Source organism: Fulvivirga sp. M361 (genome assembly GCF_007097395.1).
Taxonomy (GTDB): Bacteria; Bacteroidota; Bacteroidia; order Cytophagales; family Cyclobacteriaceae; genus Fulvivirga.
On the sequence record NZ_VKDC01000007.1, the window covers coordinates 346,254 to 365,039 of the forward strand.

Below are 18,786 nucleotides of genomic sequence, written 5' to 3' on the forward strand. Positions count from 1 at the left end.
GGTAGTAGCTATTCTATGATGTTCTCTATTGGAACTCGAATAAACCTGGGGCGGTAGATGAGGGCATTGTCATAATGGTCCTGCAATACCATGCTGTTCGTATTATAAGAGATGAGCAACATATCTTCTTCGGTAAATTGCGGGTGGGCGAGTGCATTATAGGTCCAGCAGTCTTTACAGTTATCCAGCAGAGGTGTTTTGTAGATCATCTGTTGATTGGTCCACGGGCCATAAGGCGTCTTAGCGATGAAGGAATAGATCTTTCTGCCCAGTCCGCCTTCCTGCATAATCATAATAAACGTTTCGTCCCATTGAAAAACACTGAACTGTTCGGAACCTGAGAACTTCACCATAGGAACGGCTTTTTTAGCGTCACTGACCCAGGAAGATCCATTGTAAAATTCCCATTTGCCACGTACTTTTCCCTTGGGTGCGCGAGCTACATATGGAAATTGATTCTTCAATCCATATATATACGTAAACGTTTCCGTAGGGCAAACGGCATGTCCGAAATGGATACTGTCCAGGTCTCCAAAATCGTTAACTCGTAATTGTTGAAAATCGGGGAGAGAAAATTCAAATAGCTCAGTTTCTACGAATCTGAAACCCCACATGTCTTTTTCCTTTTGATAAAATTTAGAGACAAAGACATTCAAATTTCCCTCTTCTATAAAAGCATCTCCCGGCCAGTACCAAAGGTCAAGCTCACTAAATCCCGAACTTCCGTCTGCCACTTCAGGGGGTATCATCATAGACTTGTATTCATGTGGTTCACCCTGATGGAAGGTGGTCAGCTGCCCCTCTTCAGGGATTACAAAACTATTTCTGATGTAAAGCGGGTCGGTTTTTATTCTGCGGTTATCCGGGGTAACATTTCCCAGAAAGGTGTCGCCGAAGATCCAGACCGTTCTACCGTCAGGCAGTTTAGCAGAGTACACGCCGTCACCCCCTGTGAATTGATCTCCCCGCGGCATATACATGTTGGTGAAAGCAGAATCGACCACCACTTGCCGATTTGGCCACTTTGAAGTCTTTGTGCCGTTTGAATCTGGTTTACATGCGGTCAGTACAAAAAACAGTACAGTTGCTATGGATAGTTGATGGTATAAAGGGTTCAAAATTCTCTTTCGCTTTCTACAGTATACACTATACTGTCTGATTTATAATATCCTATGTTGTATTCTATGGGGCGTCTACCCGGGTCAAAAACAAATCTCTTTCGCTTCAAAATAGGTTCGCCCACATGAATGTGCAGGCGTTTGGCCAATAGAGGGTCTGCAGCCAGAGCAGTAATTTCTTCCTTACTTACCTTGGCGACAATGGAAAAATCCTGTTCAAGTATATCGTAAAGCGGACGACTAAAGTCTTCTTTTCCGGTGAGGCCTATCTTAGGGTTAAAGTAAGAAAGAAAGTATACAAACGGGCATTTCTTATTCCCTCGTACACGTTCCATCTTCAAGATTTTCACCTCTTCTTCACACCCGAAAAAATTTAGTACTTCACTCGGAGGGACCACCCAATTCAGATCAATGGTGTAATTCACGATCTCAATCCCTTTGGATTTCATTTCCTGGCTAAAACTCATCCAGTTTTTCGCTTTGCTGTCTACAGGTTGTGAAACCACGGTTCCCACTCCCTTTTTTCTCAATAAGAGTCCCTCATACACCAATTTATTAGTAGCCTGGCGTAAGGTGTTCCTGGAAATACCGAGCTGTCTGGCCAGATTAATTTCTTTGGGAAGCAGTTTACCCTCCTGGTATTCAGGCATTGCTATCATTTTTCTGAGGAGTTCCTCAGCCTGTATATGTAAAGGGATTAAGCTATTATGATCGATTTCCAATTTCATGGGGCACTTTATGATTCCGTTAGTTCAATAGATCAAAGTTAGGCCTTACACTAAGGAAGGGACTAATTTATTCATTTCATTTTAATATGTATGAACATATGAACAATATATTTTAAGATAAGTTACCTAATGGTCATAAGGGTTACAGTCTTATAAGTAGTATGATGATCCTTGATATTTTATATAGATCAGTGTGAGGAAAATGGGCTGGCAGTAAAAGCCGGATGCTGCACCTGATGGATTGGGCCGACTGTATCGCTATTATTGCTATCTATTTCCCTGATTAGTAACTAAATACTGACTAAAATCAGTAAAACCGATTATTGCTTGCGGTGTAATGTTTTGAGTTGTATTTGATTTTTCAATTCATTGAAATGGCTTCAGGTTAGTTTTTTTATTTTGGATCAATTAAGGGCGATGTAAGTTTTAGTGTAATTCAGCACGTTTTGATTATTAATATTTATATAGTTTTGGACATTGTTTATAGGTGATTTAATACTTCGATGTTTAAGACAATTTCGTTGGCTTTATGGTCAATTTCCTTTTTAGGATTAGCCCTTCTTTACTATTTTCATTTTTCCGCACAGAAAATCGTTTACGTTGATTCAGCCCGATTGGTCAATAGTTACCAGGGCATGGTGGATATGCGAAAGGACTATCAGCAAAAAGCCAAGGTATGGCAGGCCAACGTAGATACGTTGGCAAAAGAGGTGCAAAAGACGATTCAGGATTATGAAAAGGAGAGCGGCCGGCTTTCCGCTAAGGAAAAGGCACTTTCCCAGGAGTTGATCCGTACCAAACAACGCCAGTTGGCCGATTATCAAAAGGTAATCGGCGAAAAAGCTGTCCAGGAAGACGGAAAAATGACCAGTCAGGTATTGGAACAGATAAATGCTTTCATCAAAGAGTACGGCCAACAAAAAGACTACCGTATTATTATAGCCGCTACGGAATATGGCAACATCGCCTACGCTGCTGACGGATTGGATATCACAGATGAAATATTGGAAGAGTTAAATAAGATGTATGCAGGGCAATGATTATAATTATCGGATGTTTGAATGGTCCGGCATTTTCCCACTCATGACCGTTCTAATGCTGCTATTGGCTTGCACACCTGAATACCTGTCAGAGGAGGCACTGAAAGCCTGGATAATAGAACAAGAAGCACTCACCAAAAGTCGTGCGTATAAAGGCTTCACAACGCAGGTGACCTACCGACCTACTGATCTTTTGATTGCTCAGGAATTGGGAGGTGAAGAAGCTTCTTCAACTGAAGAGCTTCAGCGGCTGGAAAATAAATATAGTGAATACTATTATTTTATCCTGGCGCTGTCAAGAGGAGATAAGGAAGCTCTCTACCAGGCAGAAGGCGGCTATGAACAGTTCAGTGATCTGGTGCAAACCTTGTCGTTTCGCATGGGACAGTACCTTAACATGACTACTTCGGGTCAGGATACTATTGAAGTAGCCGATTACGTATTTCCGCGCACCTATGGGATGGGTGGGGCCACTAATCTCATGTTTGTTTTTAACAAAGAAAACGCCTGGGATGATGACTGGATACAACTCAACCTGAAAGAATTTGGTATGGGGTTGGGCAATCAAACTTTTCGCTTTAAAAGAAAAGATCTTGAAGATGTGCCAAGGATAAAATTCAAAGTGTTGTCAACTATTAAATAAGAAATCCTGGGTGAGGCGTACCTTTCATGTTCACGACTTGACCTTAAAAACACTCAGAAAGTATGTTTAGAAAACGAAAACTAACACGGATCGTTGCTTTGTTTTTTGTTATGGAAATTGGGATGGATATGACCTTTCCTTATATGGTGCAAGCTCTGACTTCAGGTCCTACGGCTCCAGAGGCTAGTAGCTTCGAGCCGGTCGACACTACCGATATGGTCAGTTTAATAACCGGAGATTTTACCTATAATCTGCCTTTGTTGGAGGTGCCTGGCCCCTCTGGAGGATACCCTTTGTCTTTATCATATCATGCCGGCATTCAACCAATGGAAGAAGCCTCCTGGGTAGGACTAGGTTGGTCCTTAAACCCGGGTTCTATCACCAGAATCGTTAATGGGTATGCCGATGACCATGAAGGAGTAAGTAATGCACAAAGGACCTTTTGGGAAGGTGGCTCTACCAAAACCACTTCGGTTGGTGTCTCAGTGGGAATTGCCAATACGGCGACGGTAAGTGCAGGCTTAAGCTTTTCCCAAGATACCTATCGTGGCTTTGGTATTGGAGGATATGTTGGAGCGGGCGTAGGGATAGGTTTGGGAAAGGACAGTCCCTTAGGAATTGGAGGTTCTGCTAATTTAAGTTTCATGGATTACGACGGTGACAGTGAGAAAGGAAAAGTTAGCGCAGGGGTGTCCGTTGGGATTTCTATTAGCCAGGCACTTGCACAAGATATTGGTGCAGGTGGTTTTGTAGGACTAAACTACAACACTCAAAGTGGTTTTGGAGGAGGTGTTAGTGCAGGAATAATCGCACAGAATGCTGAAACAAATCAGAGCGTTTCATTAATGGGAGCCAGTATTTCAACAGGTGGAGACGGTACTTCAGGTAGTGTGGGAATAGGTGGAGGTACAGCCTCAGTTAACAACGCTAAATCTAATAATGTCAGTACGCACTCAAGTGGTTTTTCTGTTGATATTCCCACACCCATACCCGCGGTGAATCTACGTCTCAGCAGGCATTATACTCGGTATTGGATTGATCAATTAGAAACAGTGAGTATTTACGGAGGGTTGTATGCACCTGATTTTAATAGCGATAAGCCTGTGGCAGATTTTAAAAATGCAGCTTATGACAGTTATGACCTGGCTGACCTAAGGCTGCCTAACAGCAAATTCAAAACTAGTGCAAAAATATTTGGCGGAACATTTCCGGACTACGATATATATTCGGTCAATGCCCAGGGAATAAGTGGTAATATAAGGCCTTATCATATACAAAAAGCTGTTTATCGACAAAACCTTGAGTATGAAACAGGCGACGTTGGTGGTGAGTACTACAATTATTCCATGCCCGGAAGAAACTGGCCTGTGCTTTTTCGCTTTGTAGGCGATTTTTCTAACAGCTATAGTGCTGTTTCAGACAATATGACCTACAACAGTACAAATAAAGAACTTACATATAATTTTGAAGACATAGAATATACAGAAAAAGTAAAAGGGGCAAAACACATTGCCTACTTTACCAATGAAAAGATCAAGGAGAATTCAATATCAGCCAGCGGTTTTATAGATGGTAATTCTGTGGGCTTTGAGCGGAAAACCAATAGTCAGATCGGTGGTTTTCAAATTACGAATGAATCGGGAGTTACTTATCATTTTTCATTGCCAGCCTATAGTAAAAATGAATGGACTTATTCTGAAAATACAGATGATAAACAAAAGAAATCATTCAACAGCCTCGAAAAAGCGGACGAATATGCATATACGTGGTATTTGACCGGCATTACAGGGCCGGACTTTGTAGATAGAGGGACCATTGGGAAATTAGATGACCAAGACTGGGGATATTGGATAAGCTTTGAATATGGGTTATGGACAGATATGTATGGATGGAGAAACCCGGGCACAGGTTTCCATAAAGATCTTGATACCCGGTTTAGAGGGTTTTCTAAAGGGGATAAAGAGCTGTATTATTTGAATTACATCCGTAGCAAAACGCACACAGCTATTTTCTCTAAAGAAATACGAAATGACTCAAAGGGAGTAGTTCATGATTTTGATGATAACGCCGTTCGTACTACCACAGCTAACGCCGTAGAAAGTGTTGACGCCGGAGGCTTTGAATCCGTTGAAAAAAGTATGAGCTGTGAAAGCTCCCAGGTTATTGCTACCATACATCCAAGAAGTACTCTTAAGTTGAATAAAATCTATTTAGTGGCTAATAAGGATTTTTCGCCGGCTCAAAGAGAGGCATTGTTAGCTTCTGATGATACCTATCAACATGCTATTGACGGTACCGGTTGTTATTTCCACTATGGTAACCATGTAGTAGATGTTCATGATGTGAAACAAAACTTTGAAACAACTGCAGTAATAAGGTCAATTGGTTTCAATACCAATTATTCATTGACCACCGGTATGCCCAACAGTTTTGTATCGCCAATTGATGTTAAAAATAATACGGAATTACAAGCCTCATCTCAGCGAACCGGTAGATTGACTTTAAAATCAGTCTCATTTAATGGAAAGGGTGAAGTGAACCTTGTCCCTCCTTTGAATTTTAGGTATGGTAAAAATCCAGTCTATCAAGAAGGTGATTGGTCTGACATCTGGGGGTTTTATAAGTCCGATATGAATATTGCTCTTCGTGAAAAAAATGAAAATGAAGGAAGGGCGGTGACCGAAAACTCAGCCCAAAGTGTTGATGCATGGTCCTTAACCAATATTACAACCAGCCTGGGGGCTTCTATCAATATCGACTATGAATCGGATGACTTTCGCTTACCTGATGAATTTAAAAGCTTTGATTTTAATATCGTAGGGGCAGAGGCACTTAATGAAGATAAGGTGAAGATTACGTTTGACAATGAGTTAGACCCATCAGAATACTTTAAGGTTGGGGAAGAAATTGAAAGCATATTTCTTCATCGAAATCATCATTCAAACTATAGATGGCGTTGCGATACCGAGCCAGGCGATCCAAATAATGAGGAGGGTGAAATCTTATGTAGCTATGAGCAGGGGTATGATAAGGTTCTGAATGAGTGGTCTACGGATGACGTGAGAAAATTCAACAGTGTGATTGAGAGCGCCACAGCAGAATATATAATTGTCAATGATCGCCAGTTGTCTTTCACCGTAGATGGTTTTGATACAAGCGGTGCAATAAGCAGAGAACATCATCGAAATATTTTGATCGCTGATTTAAGGGCCGGTGTGATTTCCAGAGCCGGGCAAAATACTGATGTATTAGGTGGTGGATTACGTGTTAAAAAAATTAATGTAAAGACTTTAACAGATGAGAGAAGTACATTATATGATTATACTGTAACTGGTTACAGTTCCGGAGTTACTTCCTATGAACCTACCAAGGTTGAGAAGGTCCTGTTGAATTCAGAAGCAGTAGCGATTGATGGTGTGAACAGCATCGATAATGACGGCAACCCGGTGGAGACAAACTTTGACCACGGAGCGTTAGAATTTATAAAACAGGTTTACACGGACCGGGTATCACGAATTTTAGCCATTTCTCGAGATATACCAGGTCCCGGGGTATATTATAGCCAGGTGAAAGTAAGTGAAGAGGTGAAAAAATCTCCATCTCAAACATTTTCAAGACTTCCGGCCTATTCTGTGTACAAGTTTGAGGTATTTCACCCTGGGATGATAGGGACTATGAAAGAAACTGACCCAAAGATTTATCATGAAACAGGTACCTTTTATAATAACCTGAGTTATCAAAAGGTAGCAACCCAAAAAGTAAACCTTGAAGATTACACCTCCAGGATAGGAAACTTAAAAAGTATATGCCTCTATGATGGTAACGGAAAATTATTGAATGAAACTATAAACCATTATTTGCACGATGACATCATTCGTAATGACAATAATGTTCCGCCAACCTTTAACGAGAATGTTGATCAGTATGAAACGCTGGTAAAAAACAAATTTGATGGTATTGGTATACAAAGTGAAACGTACATTAATGCCCGCTATGTTCGCCAGGGTCAAGATGGACTACTGGATAACTTGAATGAAAATGAGCATTACCTTGCCGGCATTGTCTCTGAACGTAAGCATTACCCTAATATCCAAATCGGTCAGACAAGTAAAAATTACAAGACGGGTATCATCACGTCGTCAAAAACATTGGCATTTGACAAATATTCAGGTAGTCCTGTAAAAACACTATCAAAGGATGGTTATGGGAATTATTATGTTTCCGAAACCACCCCTGCTTATCATAAATACCCTGGCATGGGATTAGTTATGGACGGAGGGGTCAACATGCTTATCCAGGAGGCCGAAACAAAGACGTACAAGGTGGAGGCCCCCGAGAATCTTACTCCAAAGGGACTTGTTTCTGCCTCTGTTCAAACGTGGAATGATCAAATGCCCTTGATTAACTATGGTAAAAGGAGTGATCCCATGACGATTAGGTATGTTGGGAATTCTACCCGCAGTAAAATTTTTGATGTCGTAACACCTAATGTCCTATTTAATGTAGGCGATCAATTAAAGTTTGAGACGGATTTTGTAGGGATACATTTTCAGGGAAGTGTAGTAAAAGACCTGGGCAACCGGAGGTATGAAATAGTTGTGCCTACAGTTAAAGTATCCGGCTTTTACCCTAAGACTATTGATTTTCCGAATCATCCCGATCAGGTTGTCTGGTTCAAGTCATCACCCTATAAACATCGTTCTTATACTTTTATTGGAAATGACAACCTTCAGAAAGATGGGCTCTATGACTACGATACTTACAACTTGAATCTTTTTAATACCTGGCATCACGATCTGGAACCAACTACTTCTTTTTGGCAGAAAAATAGTGAGATTACCCTTTATGACGCTCAGTCACATGCCTTAGAAGCCAGCGATGTGAATGGCAATCAGGCCTCTACCCGGTTTGATAGCCGTCAAGAACATGTGGTCGCTACGGTAGCCAATGCCGGTTACGAGGAATTTATGTACTCGGGAGCGGAAGATCTAGCACTGGATGATTTTATTGGAATGGCAAATGAAACGGGGAAGGTTTCAACAGATAAGGCTCATACCGGGATAAAAAGTGTTAAAACAACCGGTAACACCTCTAATGGCTTCAAATATAACCTGACTACAAAGAAAAGCAGACGCTTGGCGTTGAGTGTTTGGTCCGATAACCGGAATGCTGCCTTAAGTTACCGGATAGGTGAAGGTACGGTAGTACCATTGAATGTTGATCTGCCCATTCAGCAGTCAGGCGACTGGTACATGTTGAAAGCTACCTTGCCGGCCGTACCGGCAAACAGCAGTATTGAGGTCGCGTGCGCTGCGAATGGGCAAGTGACTTATTTCGATGATTTTCGGGCGCATCCGGTAGATGCGACGATGACCAGCTATGTATATAATGAATGGGGTGAGCTGTCTTATATTCTTGATGCGAATAATATATACACTAAGTATGAATATGACGCTATGGGCCGATTAATAAAAACGTATCGGGAGAGCTTTGATTACGCAGAGACACTAACCTCTCATATTGTATATAAATACAACCCTCCTAAAGCAAATTTAATTGCCCAGCTAGCTTTATTACAGACGTCATACCGGGAAGGTATACAGGGAATGTTAAATGTGAACGCTAATTATACACACCCTGATTTACAATATGAAGTATATATAGATAATAGTAGAGTGCTAACTTCTGATACTCCTTACATCTCATGGACCCCTTTGTCAAGAGGCTCTAAAATCGTTTATGGCGTCGTAAGAGATACACAAACTGGCATATTTGTCCGAACTGAAGAGAAAACGATCAATGTGCATGGTCCATGTCCGCCATACGGCACTTACTTATATGATCATTGCCGGTATACTGATACCAGTTTCTGTACATTTTATATCGTAGGGGTCTATGCTGATGGCAATTGTGGTACGTACGACGGGGTGGCTACCGGAGATGTAACCACATGTCCGGTTTCTATCGATTGTGAATAAGTTGTCAAAGTGAATTTTGATTAAAGAAAGTGTAAAAAAATGAAAGTTTTCGTATTAATATTATCCTGTAGTCTCTGCCTGATCTATACGTTATCGGCACAGACCAATCAAATAGAAGGGGTGTTTACTGCATGCGAAAGTGACCGGCTTTCACAAACTTACAGTTCAAAGAACATTTACTACAAATATTTATGGACAGTGAGTGGCGGTGTGATCACGTCCGACGATGATGAGCAGAGCGTTACGGTTGACTGGAGTATAACAGGTACGCGTAGAATAACTTTGACCACCTGGGGCCCGGCTGGCCTTGAAGGATGTTTTCTAGAGGTAGGTCAAGTGCCGGATGATCCAAATGCTCCCTGTGGGCCTGCTAATGCCCCGATTGATGAGTATGTCAGTATTGAAAGTGTGGGAACATTGTTATTGAGTAATTATAGCGACACGAACATCTGTTCAGGTAATAACGTTGGTTCTTCGCAAGCAATTATCACCTCACCAGCGGTTTTTTTGAGATGGGAAAAAAGACTGGGTAATGGTACATATAGTACGGTCACTAGTAGTTTTGTGCTCAATTACACAAATTTAACAGAGAACACGACTTATCGGGCAGTAGCTAAAAGGAACAATAGTACTTCGGTGAATTGCGGTTTGCTATATCAATCATTTAGTACCACTATTCACGTACCTGCTTCAGCAGGTGTGGTACAAGGTGATCGGCAGGTTTATTCACATCTGCCCGCTTCGGGAGAAATCAAAATGGGAAATGGTGGCATCAATTACCAGGTGGATCACTGGGAAAAGAAAATTGGTGATGAGAATTGGGTAAATATTAATAATCAAGACAATGCCACTTATGCCTATGATGAAACTTTTATTAAACCTACTCAGTTTCGCGTGGTAATGAAAGATGAATGCGGGCCGCAAGGGACCATGTCAAATAGTGTTGTCATTACAACTCTCGGACAAGATCCAAATTTTATCATGACGACCTCATTAGATAATAATGGCAAATATGCTGAATCAATAAATTATTTCGATTATGCCGGACAACCATTACAATCACAGACAAAAGTGTTTTCTGGCGCTAAAGATAATGCTACGATACAAGTATTGAGTTCTACTACACTTAAGGATAGGTATGATCGTACGGTGATTTCCACACTACCGGCCCCTCTAAACCAATCAGATTTTGCCTACAAAGAAGATTTTGTTACCGGACCATCGGGCGTGGTGTATAATTATGACAATTTTGACAATTTTGACGATAAAGAATTACCTGATCCTATTAACACCGGTGAACCCGGTACCTTGGGCTGGTATTATAGTAATAATAATACACTTGAGGACCATGTTCCAGCCACTGCCTATCCATATTCACGTGTTGAATTTTACGAAGATGGCACAGGTGAGATCAAACGATCAGCTGGGCCAGGAGAGGAGCTCAGGATGGGGTCAGGTCATGAAGTCTACACGCGAACTTTCGAAGTATCCAGGGAATTAGATCAGTATGTTCAATTCAGAAACAAGCTTTTCGGATTGACTAGTGGCCCAAACACGCTTGCTCATGAAGCCGTACAATCTGTGGTCATTGACGAGAATGGAAATATGGCCGTTTCTTTTGCAGATCGTGGAGAGAATGTATTGATGACTGCGAGGTCGGGTGATTGGCTGTTATTTGGTCCGAATACCGGCCCTGAATTCAGCATTGAAGAAGGAGTAGGGTCCTTTTACCTAATAGAGCCTGCTACGGTGGATTTAGGTACAGGCGCTGAACTTAGAAATGTAAAAGAAGAAAGCCTGGTACCTTATTCCGCAGGTACTACATCCTTATTAGGTTCAGGGCTGTATGAGGTAACGGCCCCGTCCACGCTTACGGTGACGCCTTCAAGTCTGCAATATGGTTTTGGGGATATCAGCTGGAATTTTTACAATGATGCAGGAAGGTTGATGGTGAGCATAGCGCCTAATGGAGTGAAAGAAATCTTAACTATGGGTATTGATAACATATCTGATATAGAAGATCTACCCTTTGCAACTTACTATACCTATAACCACCAGGGCTGGTTGCTGTCAACGCGGGAAACAGATGCGGGAAAGACCAGTTATGCTTATAGAAGAGACGGAAGTATACGCTATTCACAGAATGCTAAACAAAATAATACAGGAGATTTTTCCTATACAGATTATGACCAACTAGGTCGTCCGCTTGAATCCGGTGAAGTTACCTTTACCCATCAAGGTTCCGGACCATATGATTTTTCATCTCTTGACCCTAATGCTGAAGAGTATTTTAAAACAGAGGCGCTTGTAGCTTATTTGAGTAGTTTGTCCGGTTATTCGGCTGCCAAAAAAGATTGGATCTATACCCATTACGACATTCCTGCTACGAATTTACCCTCTATGCCCGGACAGTCACTCATTCAGGAATTTGTGATGGGAGCCGTTAGCTGGACGGAGAATGAACACATTACCACCTGGTACAGCTATGACGAACAGGGAAGGGTCACCTGGATGGTGCAGGAGCCCAAAAGGCTGGATGCACAAGGTAGTAACGTATTGAACTACGTATTCCTTTTATCATATGAATATGACTTTTTAGGCAATGTGTTGGGGGTAGGTTTCAAGAGCTATACGAGTGGTATAATGCAGGATGAGTTCTACCACTATTACCGATACGATCAGGACAAACGGCTTTCCCAGGTATTCACTGGTTTGGAAGGCGGTCTGGCCCGGGCCTCCCTGCCGGGCAATCATGAGGTAACATTACAAGCCAGTTATAGCTATTACCTTCACGGCCCTTTAAAAAGGATAGCGTTAGGTGGAGACTTACAGGGGATCGATTTTGTATATAACATCAACGGCTGGCTGAAACAGATCAACCACCCTGATCCCGCTCATGATCCGGGAGGAGACGGACAGAACGAATTTAGTGAAGATGCTTTTGGCATGATCCTCAACTACTATGAAAAGAATATGAATAGTCTTTTCGAAGTATCGGCTACCACTAACAGGCCCAACCCAGCGGAATTCCATGGATTAAAAGAAGGTGAATTGAGCCCTGTGAGGCTTGCTTCTCTTTTTGATGTGATCAGGCCACATCAACCGCAAATGGTCAATATTCTCAAACAATACAGCGCTGAAAGCCCTATGTATCTCGAACAACTTAAAAGAATAAAGCCTCCGGATGTGACCAAGGCAAAGGGATATGAACAGAAAGGAGGGGTGGATCGATGAAACCTGACCTCCTGACCTTCTTACGGATACCCCATCGAATAAAGTACAATGCTACATTGTTAGTCTTGTTTTTTACTTATGGAGCTTTCACGACTGTCAAAGCAACAACCGATATTGAGCTGCTCCATTCACGACTGGCCATTGGGAATAGATATTATAGTCATGTGGATGTGGATAGCATGAAAAATCTGTTACAGCATGATGTCTTTACCTTACGAGCAGATAACTCGTCTTTATGGCCTTCTGGTACAGAAGACCCCGGGATGAGTAACATTACTTCTGGTCTTCATACCCTGATGACTAGTGCAAAATCAGGTGTAGTTACCCATACATATACTGAGTTTTCAGACGCCACAAGCTATGATTATGCAGAACGGAGCATAAATAGGCAGGAGAACGCTATCTATAGCCCCGGAGCAGTTGCGCTGACAAGTAGTTCTTCCCCCCCTTCATCACAAACGTTACGTATTTTGGCCCCTTTGGCATCAGGGCAGGCTTCCTCCCAATATTTTCCGATCCAGCATGGGTTTGACGGTCCCCCTACCTGGGATGCTACAGCTCAAATGCCAACAGGTGGTAGTGGCGGTAGCGATGTGCCCGGATATAGCAATCGTACGGGGTATATTGATTTTGGTCCCGATTATGCAGACCTGCGTATTACTTCTACCTGGACACAATATCGTCCTAACAGCCAGGGAGATCAAACTCCTTATGCATTGGTCTGGTGGGATGATGACAACGATGATGTCAATGATAATGGTGTGGTTACTACTGCGATCAATTTTAATACGGCCCAGGGGTTAGCAAATGTTGGATCACTTCTATGGGTTCAGGATACGGATCACAGCAACGCACCCATTACCCCTCTGAGGCGCTACCTGGTGCTGCGGTCCGCAGACCCGATGGGTTGGAGGGCACGGGAATATGCCATAGTAGGTTACAGTGCAACGGATGAAGGTAATGTGCCGGATCAACTGGAGCTCCAGGCACTCCGAGATCTGTATGAGGATACTAACGGAGCCAGTTGGACGAATAATACAGGCTGGCCTTCTACTCCAACGGAATGGGATGCGATCACTTCGCTCGCCCAGGTGAGTAACTGGCATGGCGTACAAATAGAAGGTGGCGATGTGACAGGCCTGTTACTGTCCGGTAATAATCTGGTGGGTGCGTTGCCTTCCGGTTTATCCGCAATGGCGGGACTAAGAGAATTACAGCTTCATAACAATACATTAAGTGGTCGTTTACCTTCACTAAGTAACCTGACTGAGCTGAAGAAACTACGTTTGGAAGGAGGGAATAACCAGCTGTCCGGCCCATTACCTGAGGGTCTGGATAACTTAGCCAAGCTGACCAGCTTCCAGGTGTCCGGTAACAATTTTACCGGTACTATTCCAGCTTCTTTTAACGCCTTATCCTTGTTAAGTTATTTGGGGTTGGAGGATAATGCATTCACGGGGCTTACAGACTTTACCGCTCACCCTAATGCCACGAATTTGCAGTTGCATGTGGCCAACAACTACATTCCACAGTCGGATATTGACGCTAATACCACAGGTACGTTCCATACATTTGTATACTCCCCTCAGAAGTCCATACCTGTCAACCAGGGGTCTGTATTGGATCAGGTTGAAATAACGGCCTTGAGAGACTTGTACGAGTCTACAGATGGTGCGAGTTGGACGAATGATACCGGTTGGCCCTCAACCTCGGTGGCATGGGATGCGATTACCTCAACAGATCAGATAATTAATTGGCATGGTGTAACTATTGAGGGAGGTGATGTGGTTGAACTCAGTCTGTCACACAATACTATGGAGGGAGAACTTCCGGTGGGTATATTTTCGTTGTCAGGTTTACGTAAGTTAGATGTAGGAGTAAATAATTTGAGTGGCGATTTATCGCAAGTTGATTTGAGTGATTTAACGGAGTTGTTTCATCTTTCTCTTCAGTTTAATCGATTCATTGGTGATGTGCCGGTAAGTCTGACTACATTGCCAAAGCTTACAGTACTCAGTATTTCAAATAATTTATTTCGTTCTTTTCCTGATTTTACAGGTCACCCGCGTTCATCCAGCCTTCAGATAAACATCTTCAATAACTACATTCCACCATCTGACATTGCATTGAATATGCCAGGTGGTTCACACCCTTACCTTTCGTTCAACTATTCCACTCAATATATTTGGGACCGGGTGGACGATTCTGCTGAAATAGCTTTTCTTCGTACACTTTATGAGAATACGGGAGGATTAAACTGGACGAATAATACAGGGTGGCCCTCTATCCCATTGGAATGGGATGGAATTACCGCTTTAGACCAGGTGAGCGATTGGTATGGCATCAAAACCGAAGGTGGTGATGTGATTGAGTTGAGCCTGCCAAATAATAATATGGAGGGAGAGATGCCATTGAGTTTGTCTTCCATGACGGGTTTGCGCAAGTTAGCTGTGGGGGCAAATAAGCTTGAGGGAAGTTTTCCCTCACTGGAGCATTTAGTGGAATTAGTTTTGGTATCTATCGGTAACAATCGTTTTGAAGGTCCCTTACCTTCTGAGCTTGGTAATTTAACCAAGTTATCTCAGTTCTACCTCCCATCGAATCGTTTTACAGGTGATATTCCGGCGAGTTTGACCACTTTGCCTAAGCTTAATGTATTGATTGCGTCTAACAATTTGTTTCGTTCTTTTCCTGATTTTACGGGCCACCCGCGTTCTTCCATCTTTCAGATACATATCTTGAACAATTACATTCCAGCTTCTGATATTACGTTGAATATGCCCGGTGGCTCACATCCATATCAGACGTTCAACTATGCCCCCCAGTATATTTGGGACCGGGTAGACGATTCTACTGAAATAGCTTTTCTTCGTGCACTTTATGAGAATACGGGAGGTGCAAATTGGGCAAATAGTACAGGGTGGCCTTCCACTTCAATGGCATGGGATGGGATTACCACTTTAGATCAGGTTAAAGACTGGTACGGGATCAAAGTGGAAGGGGGCGATGTAATTGAGCTGAGTCTGTCGCACAATAACCTGGAAGGAGTAGTGCCTTCAAGTATGTCTTCCATGACAGGGTTGCGCAAGTTGATCCTGGAGGTGAATAAGCTTCAAGGAAACTTTCCTTCGTTGGAGCATTTAGTGGAATTAATTTTCGTATCTATCGGTAATAATCGTTTCGAAGGGCCTTTACCTTCTGAACTTGGTAACTTAACCAAGTTATCCCAGTTCTATCTCCCATCGAATCGTTTCACAGGTGCCGTGCCTGAGAGTTTAACTACTTTGCCCAAGTTGAATGTATTGATTGCTTCGAACAATCTGTTTAATTCCTTCCCCGATTTTAGAAATCACCCTCTCGCGTCTGCTCTTCAGCTCTGTCTTATCAATAACTATATTTCAGCTTCTGATATTGCATTGAATATGCCCGGCGGATCACACCCTTACCATACCTTTCACTATATTCCACAAAAAATATTGAATGGCGCTGTGATTGATGAGTTGGAAATTCAGGCGCTTCGTGATCTTTATGAAGGCACCAGTGGAGCGAACTGGGCCGATAATACAGGATGGCCGGCTACGGCAGCAGCATGGGATGCTATTACTTCAGTGGATCAGTTGATTAGCTGGTATGGGATTACGGTAGAAAACGGTGACCTGTCTGAAATTGCCTTGGACGATAATAGTGTTACAGGCTCTATTCCATTATCTCTTGAGGCTTTGTCATTGAAAAAATTGTTTTTATCGGGCAACCAAATCTCAGGAGAGATTCCCGGTTTTCTTTTTCAACTACCTACGTTGGTCCAATTGTCCCTGACGGATAACCAGTTTACCGGAGCTTTACCCAATACCCTTAACTTGCCCTGGATAGAATATATTGACATAGGCAGTAACAGGCTGTCAGGAGAAGTCCCGTCATCCATTTCCACACTGGGCAGGCTCAAAAGGCTTACATTAAATTCGAATAACTTTGAAGGTGATTTCCCACCGTTTGATTTGGCCGGGCAGGTGTATGATATGAATATTGCTGATAATCAATTCACCTCTATTCCTTATTTCGAACGTGTGGATGAATTGCGTGTTCAGGGCAACCTACTCACTTTTGAAAGCCTGGAGACCCAACTGGCTGGCGGAACACCCCCAAGAGTTTTTTCCTATGCTCCACAAAACAACCCTGTTCCTGTGATAAATATAGGGTTGGGAAGTAATGTGCCTGTCGTTAATGACCGTTCCGGAGGCTCTAATACGACTTACCAATGGCAACAATGGAATGGAACCGCCTGGGCAGCGATTTCCGGAGCTGTCCAGGAAGACCTTACCCTTACAGGAGTGGACCAAACGTTCATAGGGAACAAATACCGTTGTGAGATGAACAACACGTTGCTCACAGGGATGACCATTTATTCCTCAGAATTCGAAGTGACACAAATTTTTGATGGTATCCCTGAAAACTACCAGGTCAAACCCATGCACAATGGTAACATCACTTCTATGCAATGGCGCACTACAGCGCCGGTAGATACGGAAGCATCAGATTTTGAAGGGATCTACCTGTTTGACTATGACGATAAATATCAACTGACTCAGGCCCTCTGGGGAGAAGCCACACTCACAGGAGGGGTAAATATAAATAGCAATCGCTACCGTGTTACCGGGCTGGAGTACGACCCTAATGGCAACATTAATGCACTTAAGCGCTATGACGAAAAGGGTCACTTTAAGCATAATTTCAAGTATCATTATACATCGAACACGAACCAGTTAGATCGTGTAGAGCAACGCGTCAGCGGTACGGATTATGCCAATTACCATTACAACAAAATCGGCCAGTTGAATGAAGAATTGAGCGAAGACGGTAAGGACAAATACGTCGAGTATGACGTAACTGGAAAAGTGGTGGCTGTTTATGCAGAAGGCACCGTTGACTCCGTGACTAAAGAGGCAACCTTTGTAGAAAATAGTAAAAAAGTAAGTTATACCTACGATGATCGTGGGTTCCGGCTTACCTCTAAAAACCATGACACGGGCATTACCACCTGGTACATCCGTGATGCCTCGGGAAATGTGATGAGCATCTTTGAAGAAAAAGAAGCCACTGCCGGTAACCTCGTGCAAAAAGAAGTACCGGTGTACGGATCAGGTAAAATAGGCACCTATTATGCCGACCAGGACGGCTCGATGGCCTATGAAATGACAGATCATTTAGGGAATGTACGAGCAGTGGTAAGCCGGCGTAACGTGACGTTTGAAGCTACCATGGAAGACTCAGGCCTGGCTGATTTTACAAACCCCAGGGTAGAAGAGATGCAATACTTTCAAAACCTGGAGACTACTGAATTGACCAATGCCGGTCCGTTCCTTAATCATACCGCCGGAGGAGACATAGTGGCCTATCTTACCGGAGATGGAAACCGTATTATAGGACCCGCTACCACATTGAAAGTGAAGGAAGGGATGAAGATTAATACAAAAGTATACGCCAAATACGAAAAGCAGAGCAGTTACGCTTCTCCATTAGGGATCCCCTTTTTAGCGGACCTGTTAGGGAGTACTTATGTTGGTCAGAATGGTCGTGAGGTGGTTTCAGAACTCTCAGATCTATTTGAAGGAGCATTGACAGGGTTTGCCAACACAGGGGCAGAGAACACCAGACCATTGGCTTTTCTGAACATCATTTACTTTGATGAACAGTTTACCATGTTAGATGCTCAAAAGGTACAGATAACTTCCGAGTCAGGTTTTGCTACCGGGCAGGAAAGTACGGTGAAGTTTGATTCCATTAAAAAGGACATAACTATTAGTTCTTCTGGTTATATTTATGCCTACGTTTCTAACCATACTCCCGGAAGCAAGGTGTATTTTGATGATTTATCGGTGACATTGACAGAAGACATCGTGACGCAAGCCACAGACTACTATGCAGGCGGCTCGGTCGCGAGAAGGGCCAATACACCGAATAGTTATTTTGAATCACCCACTGATACAGTAAAAAGGAACTTCGGACAATATTACCGCTGGGGTTTTCAGGGACAGTTTGCAGAAGAGG

General features: G+C 42.8%; 6 protein-coding genes and 1 pseudogene. 5 read left to right on the forward strand and 2 right to left on the reverse strand.

Going from position 1 to position 18,786, the window contains the following annotated elements; translation table 11 throughout:
• Window positions 1-8 precede the first annotated feature (8 nt).
• The gene (locus tag FNH22_RS10685; protein ID WP_185154175.1) at window positions 9-974 is read right to left on the reverse strand and encodes a DUF5005 domain-containing protein; all 966 of its coding nucleotides are present in this window, start codon (window positions 972-974) and stop codon (window positions 9-11) included.
• Window positions 975-1,114: 140 nt separating this feature from the next.
• Entirely contained in the window at window positions 1,115-1,846 is a 732-nt protein-coding gene (locus tag FNH22_RS10690; RefSeq protein WP_143398344.1) for a GntR family transcriptional regulator, read from the reverse strand.
• A gap of 503 nt (window positions 1,847-2,349) precedes the next feature.
• Here FNH22_RS10690 and FNH22_RS10695 point away from each other — a divergent pair.
• The 5 genes and pseudogenes from FNH22_RS10695 to FNH22_RS10715 all read left to right on the forward strand — a co-directional run.
• Complete coding sequence (locus FNH22_RS10695; protein ID WP_143398345.1) at window positions 2,350-2,886, forward strand: OmpH family outer membrane protein; 537 nt, start codon at window positions 2,350-2,352, stop codon at window positions 2,884-2,886.
• Window positions 2,873-3,529 carry a hypothetical protein gene (locus tag FNH22_RS10700; RefSeq protein ID WP_143398346.1) on the forward strand — a complete coding sequence of 219 codons (657 nt, stop codon included), beginning with the start codon at window positions 2,873-2,875 and terminating at the stop codon, window positions 3,527-3,529. The genes FNH22_RS10695 and FNH22_RS10700 overlap by 14 nt, the downstream gene beginning before the upstream one ends.
• Before the next feature lie 62 nt (window positions 3,530-3,591).
• Complete coding sequence (locus FNH22_RS10705; protein WP_143398347.1) at window positions 3,592-9,507, forward strand: hypothetical protein; 5,916 nt, start codon at window positions 3,592-3,594, stop codon at window positions 9,505-9,507.
• Window positions 9,508-9,546: 39 nt separating this feature from the next.
• Window positions 9,547-12,741 carry a hypothetical protein gene (locus FNH22_RS10710; protein ID WP_143398348.1) on the forward strand — a complete coding sequence of 1,065 codons (3,195 nt, stop codon included), beginning with the start codon at window positions 9,547-9,549 and terminating at the stop codon, window positions 12,739-12,741.
• A pseudogene (locus tag FNH22_RS10715) lies at window positions 12,738-18,786 on the forward strand (hypothetical protein); the annotation flags it as partial. The gene FNH22_RS10710 and the pseudogene FNH22_RS10715, both read left to right, overlap by 4 nt.

Coding starts and splice junctions, on each gene's coding strand:
- FNH22_RS10695 (WP_143398345.1), top strand. CDS start 2,350: ATGTTTAAGACAATTTCGTTGGCTTTATGGTCAATTTCCTTTTTAGGA.
- FNH22_RS10705 (WP_143398347.1), top strand. CDS start 3,592: ATGTTTAGAAAACGAAAACTAACACGGATCGTTGCTTTGTTTTTTGTT.
- FNH22_RS10690 (WP_143398344.1), bottom strand. CDS start 1,846: ATGAAATTGGAAATCGATCATAATAGCTTAATCCCTTTACATATACAG.
- FNH22_RS10710 (WP_143398348.1), top strand. CDS start 9,547: ATGAAAGTTTTCGTATTAATATTATCCTGTAGTCTCTGCCTGATCTAT.
- FNH22_RS10685 (WP_185154175.1), bottom strand. CDS start 974: ATGCCGCGGGGAGATCAATTCACAGGGGGTGACGGCGTGTACTCTGCT.
- FNH22_RS10700 (WP_143398346.1), top strand. CDS start 2,873: ATGCAGGGCAATGATTATAATTATCGGATGTTTGAATGGTCCGGCATT.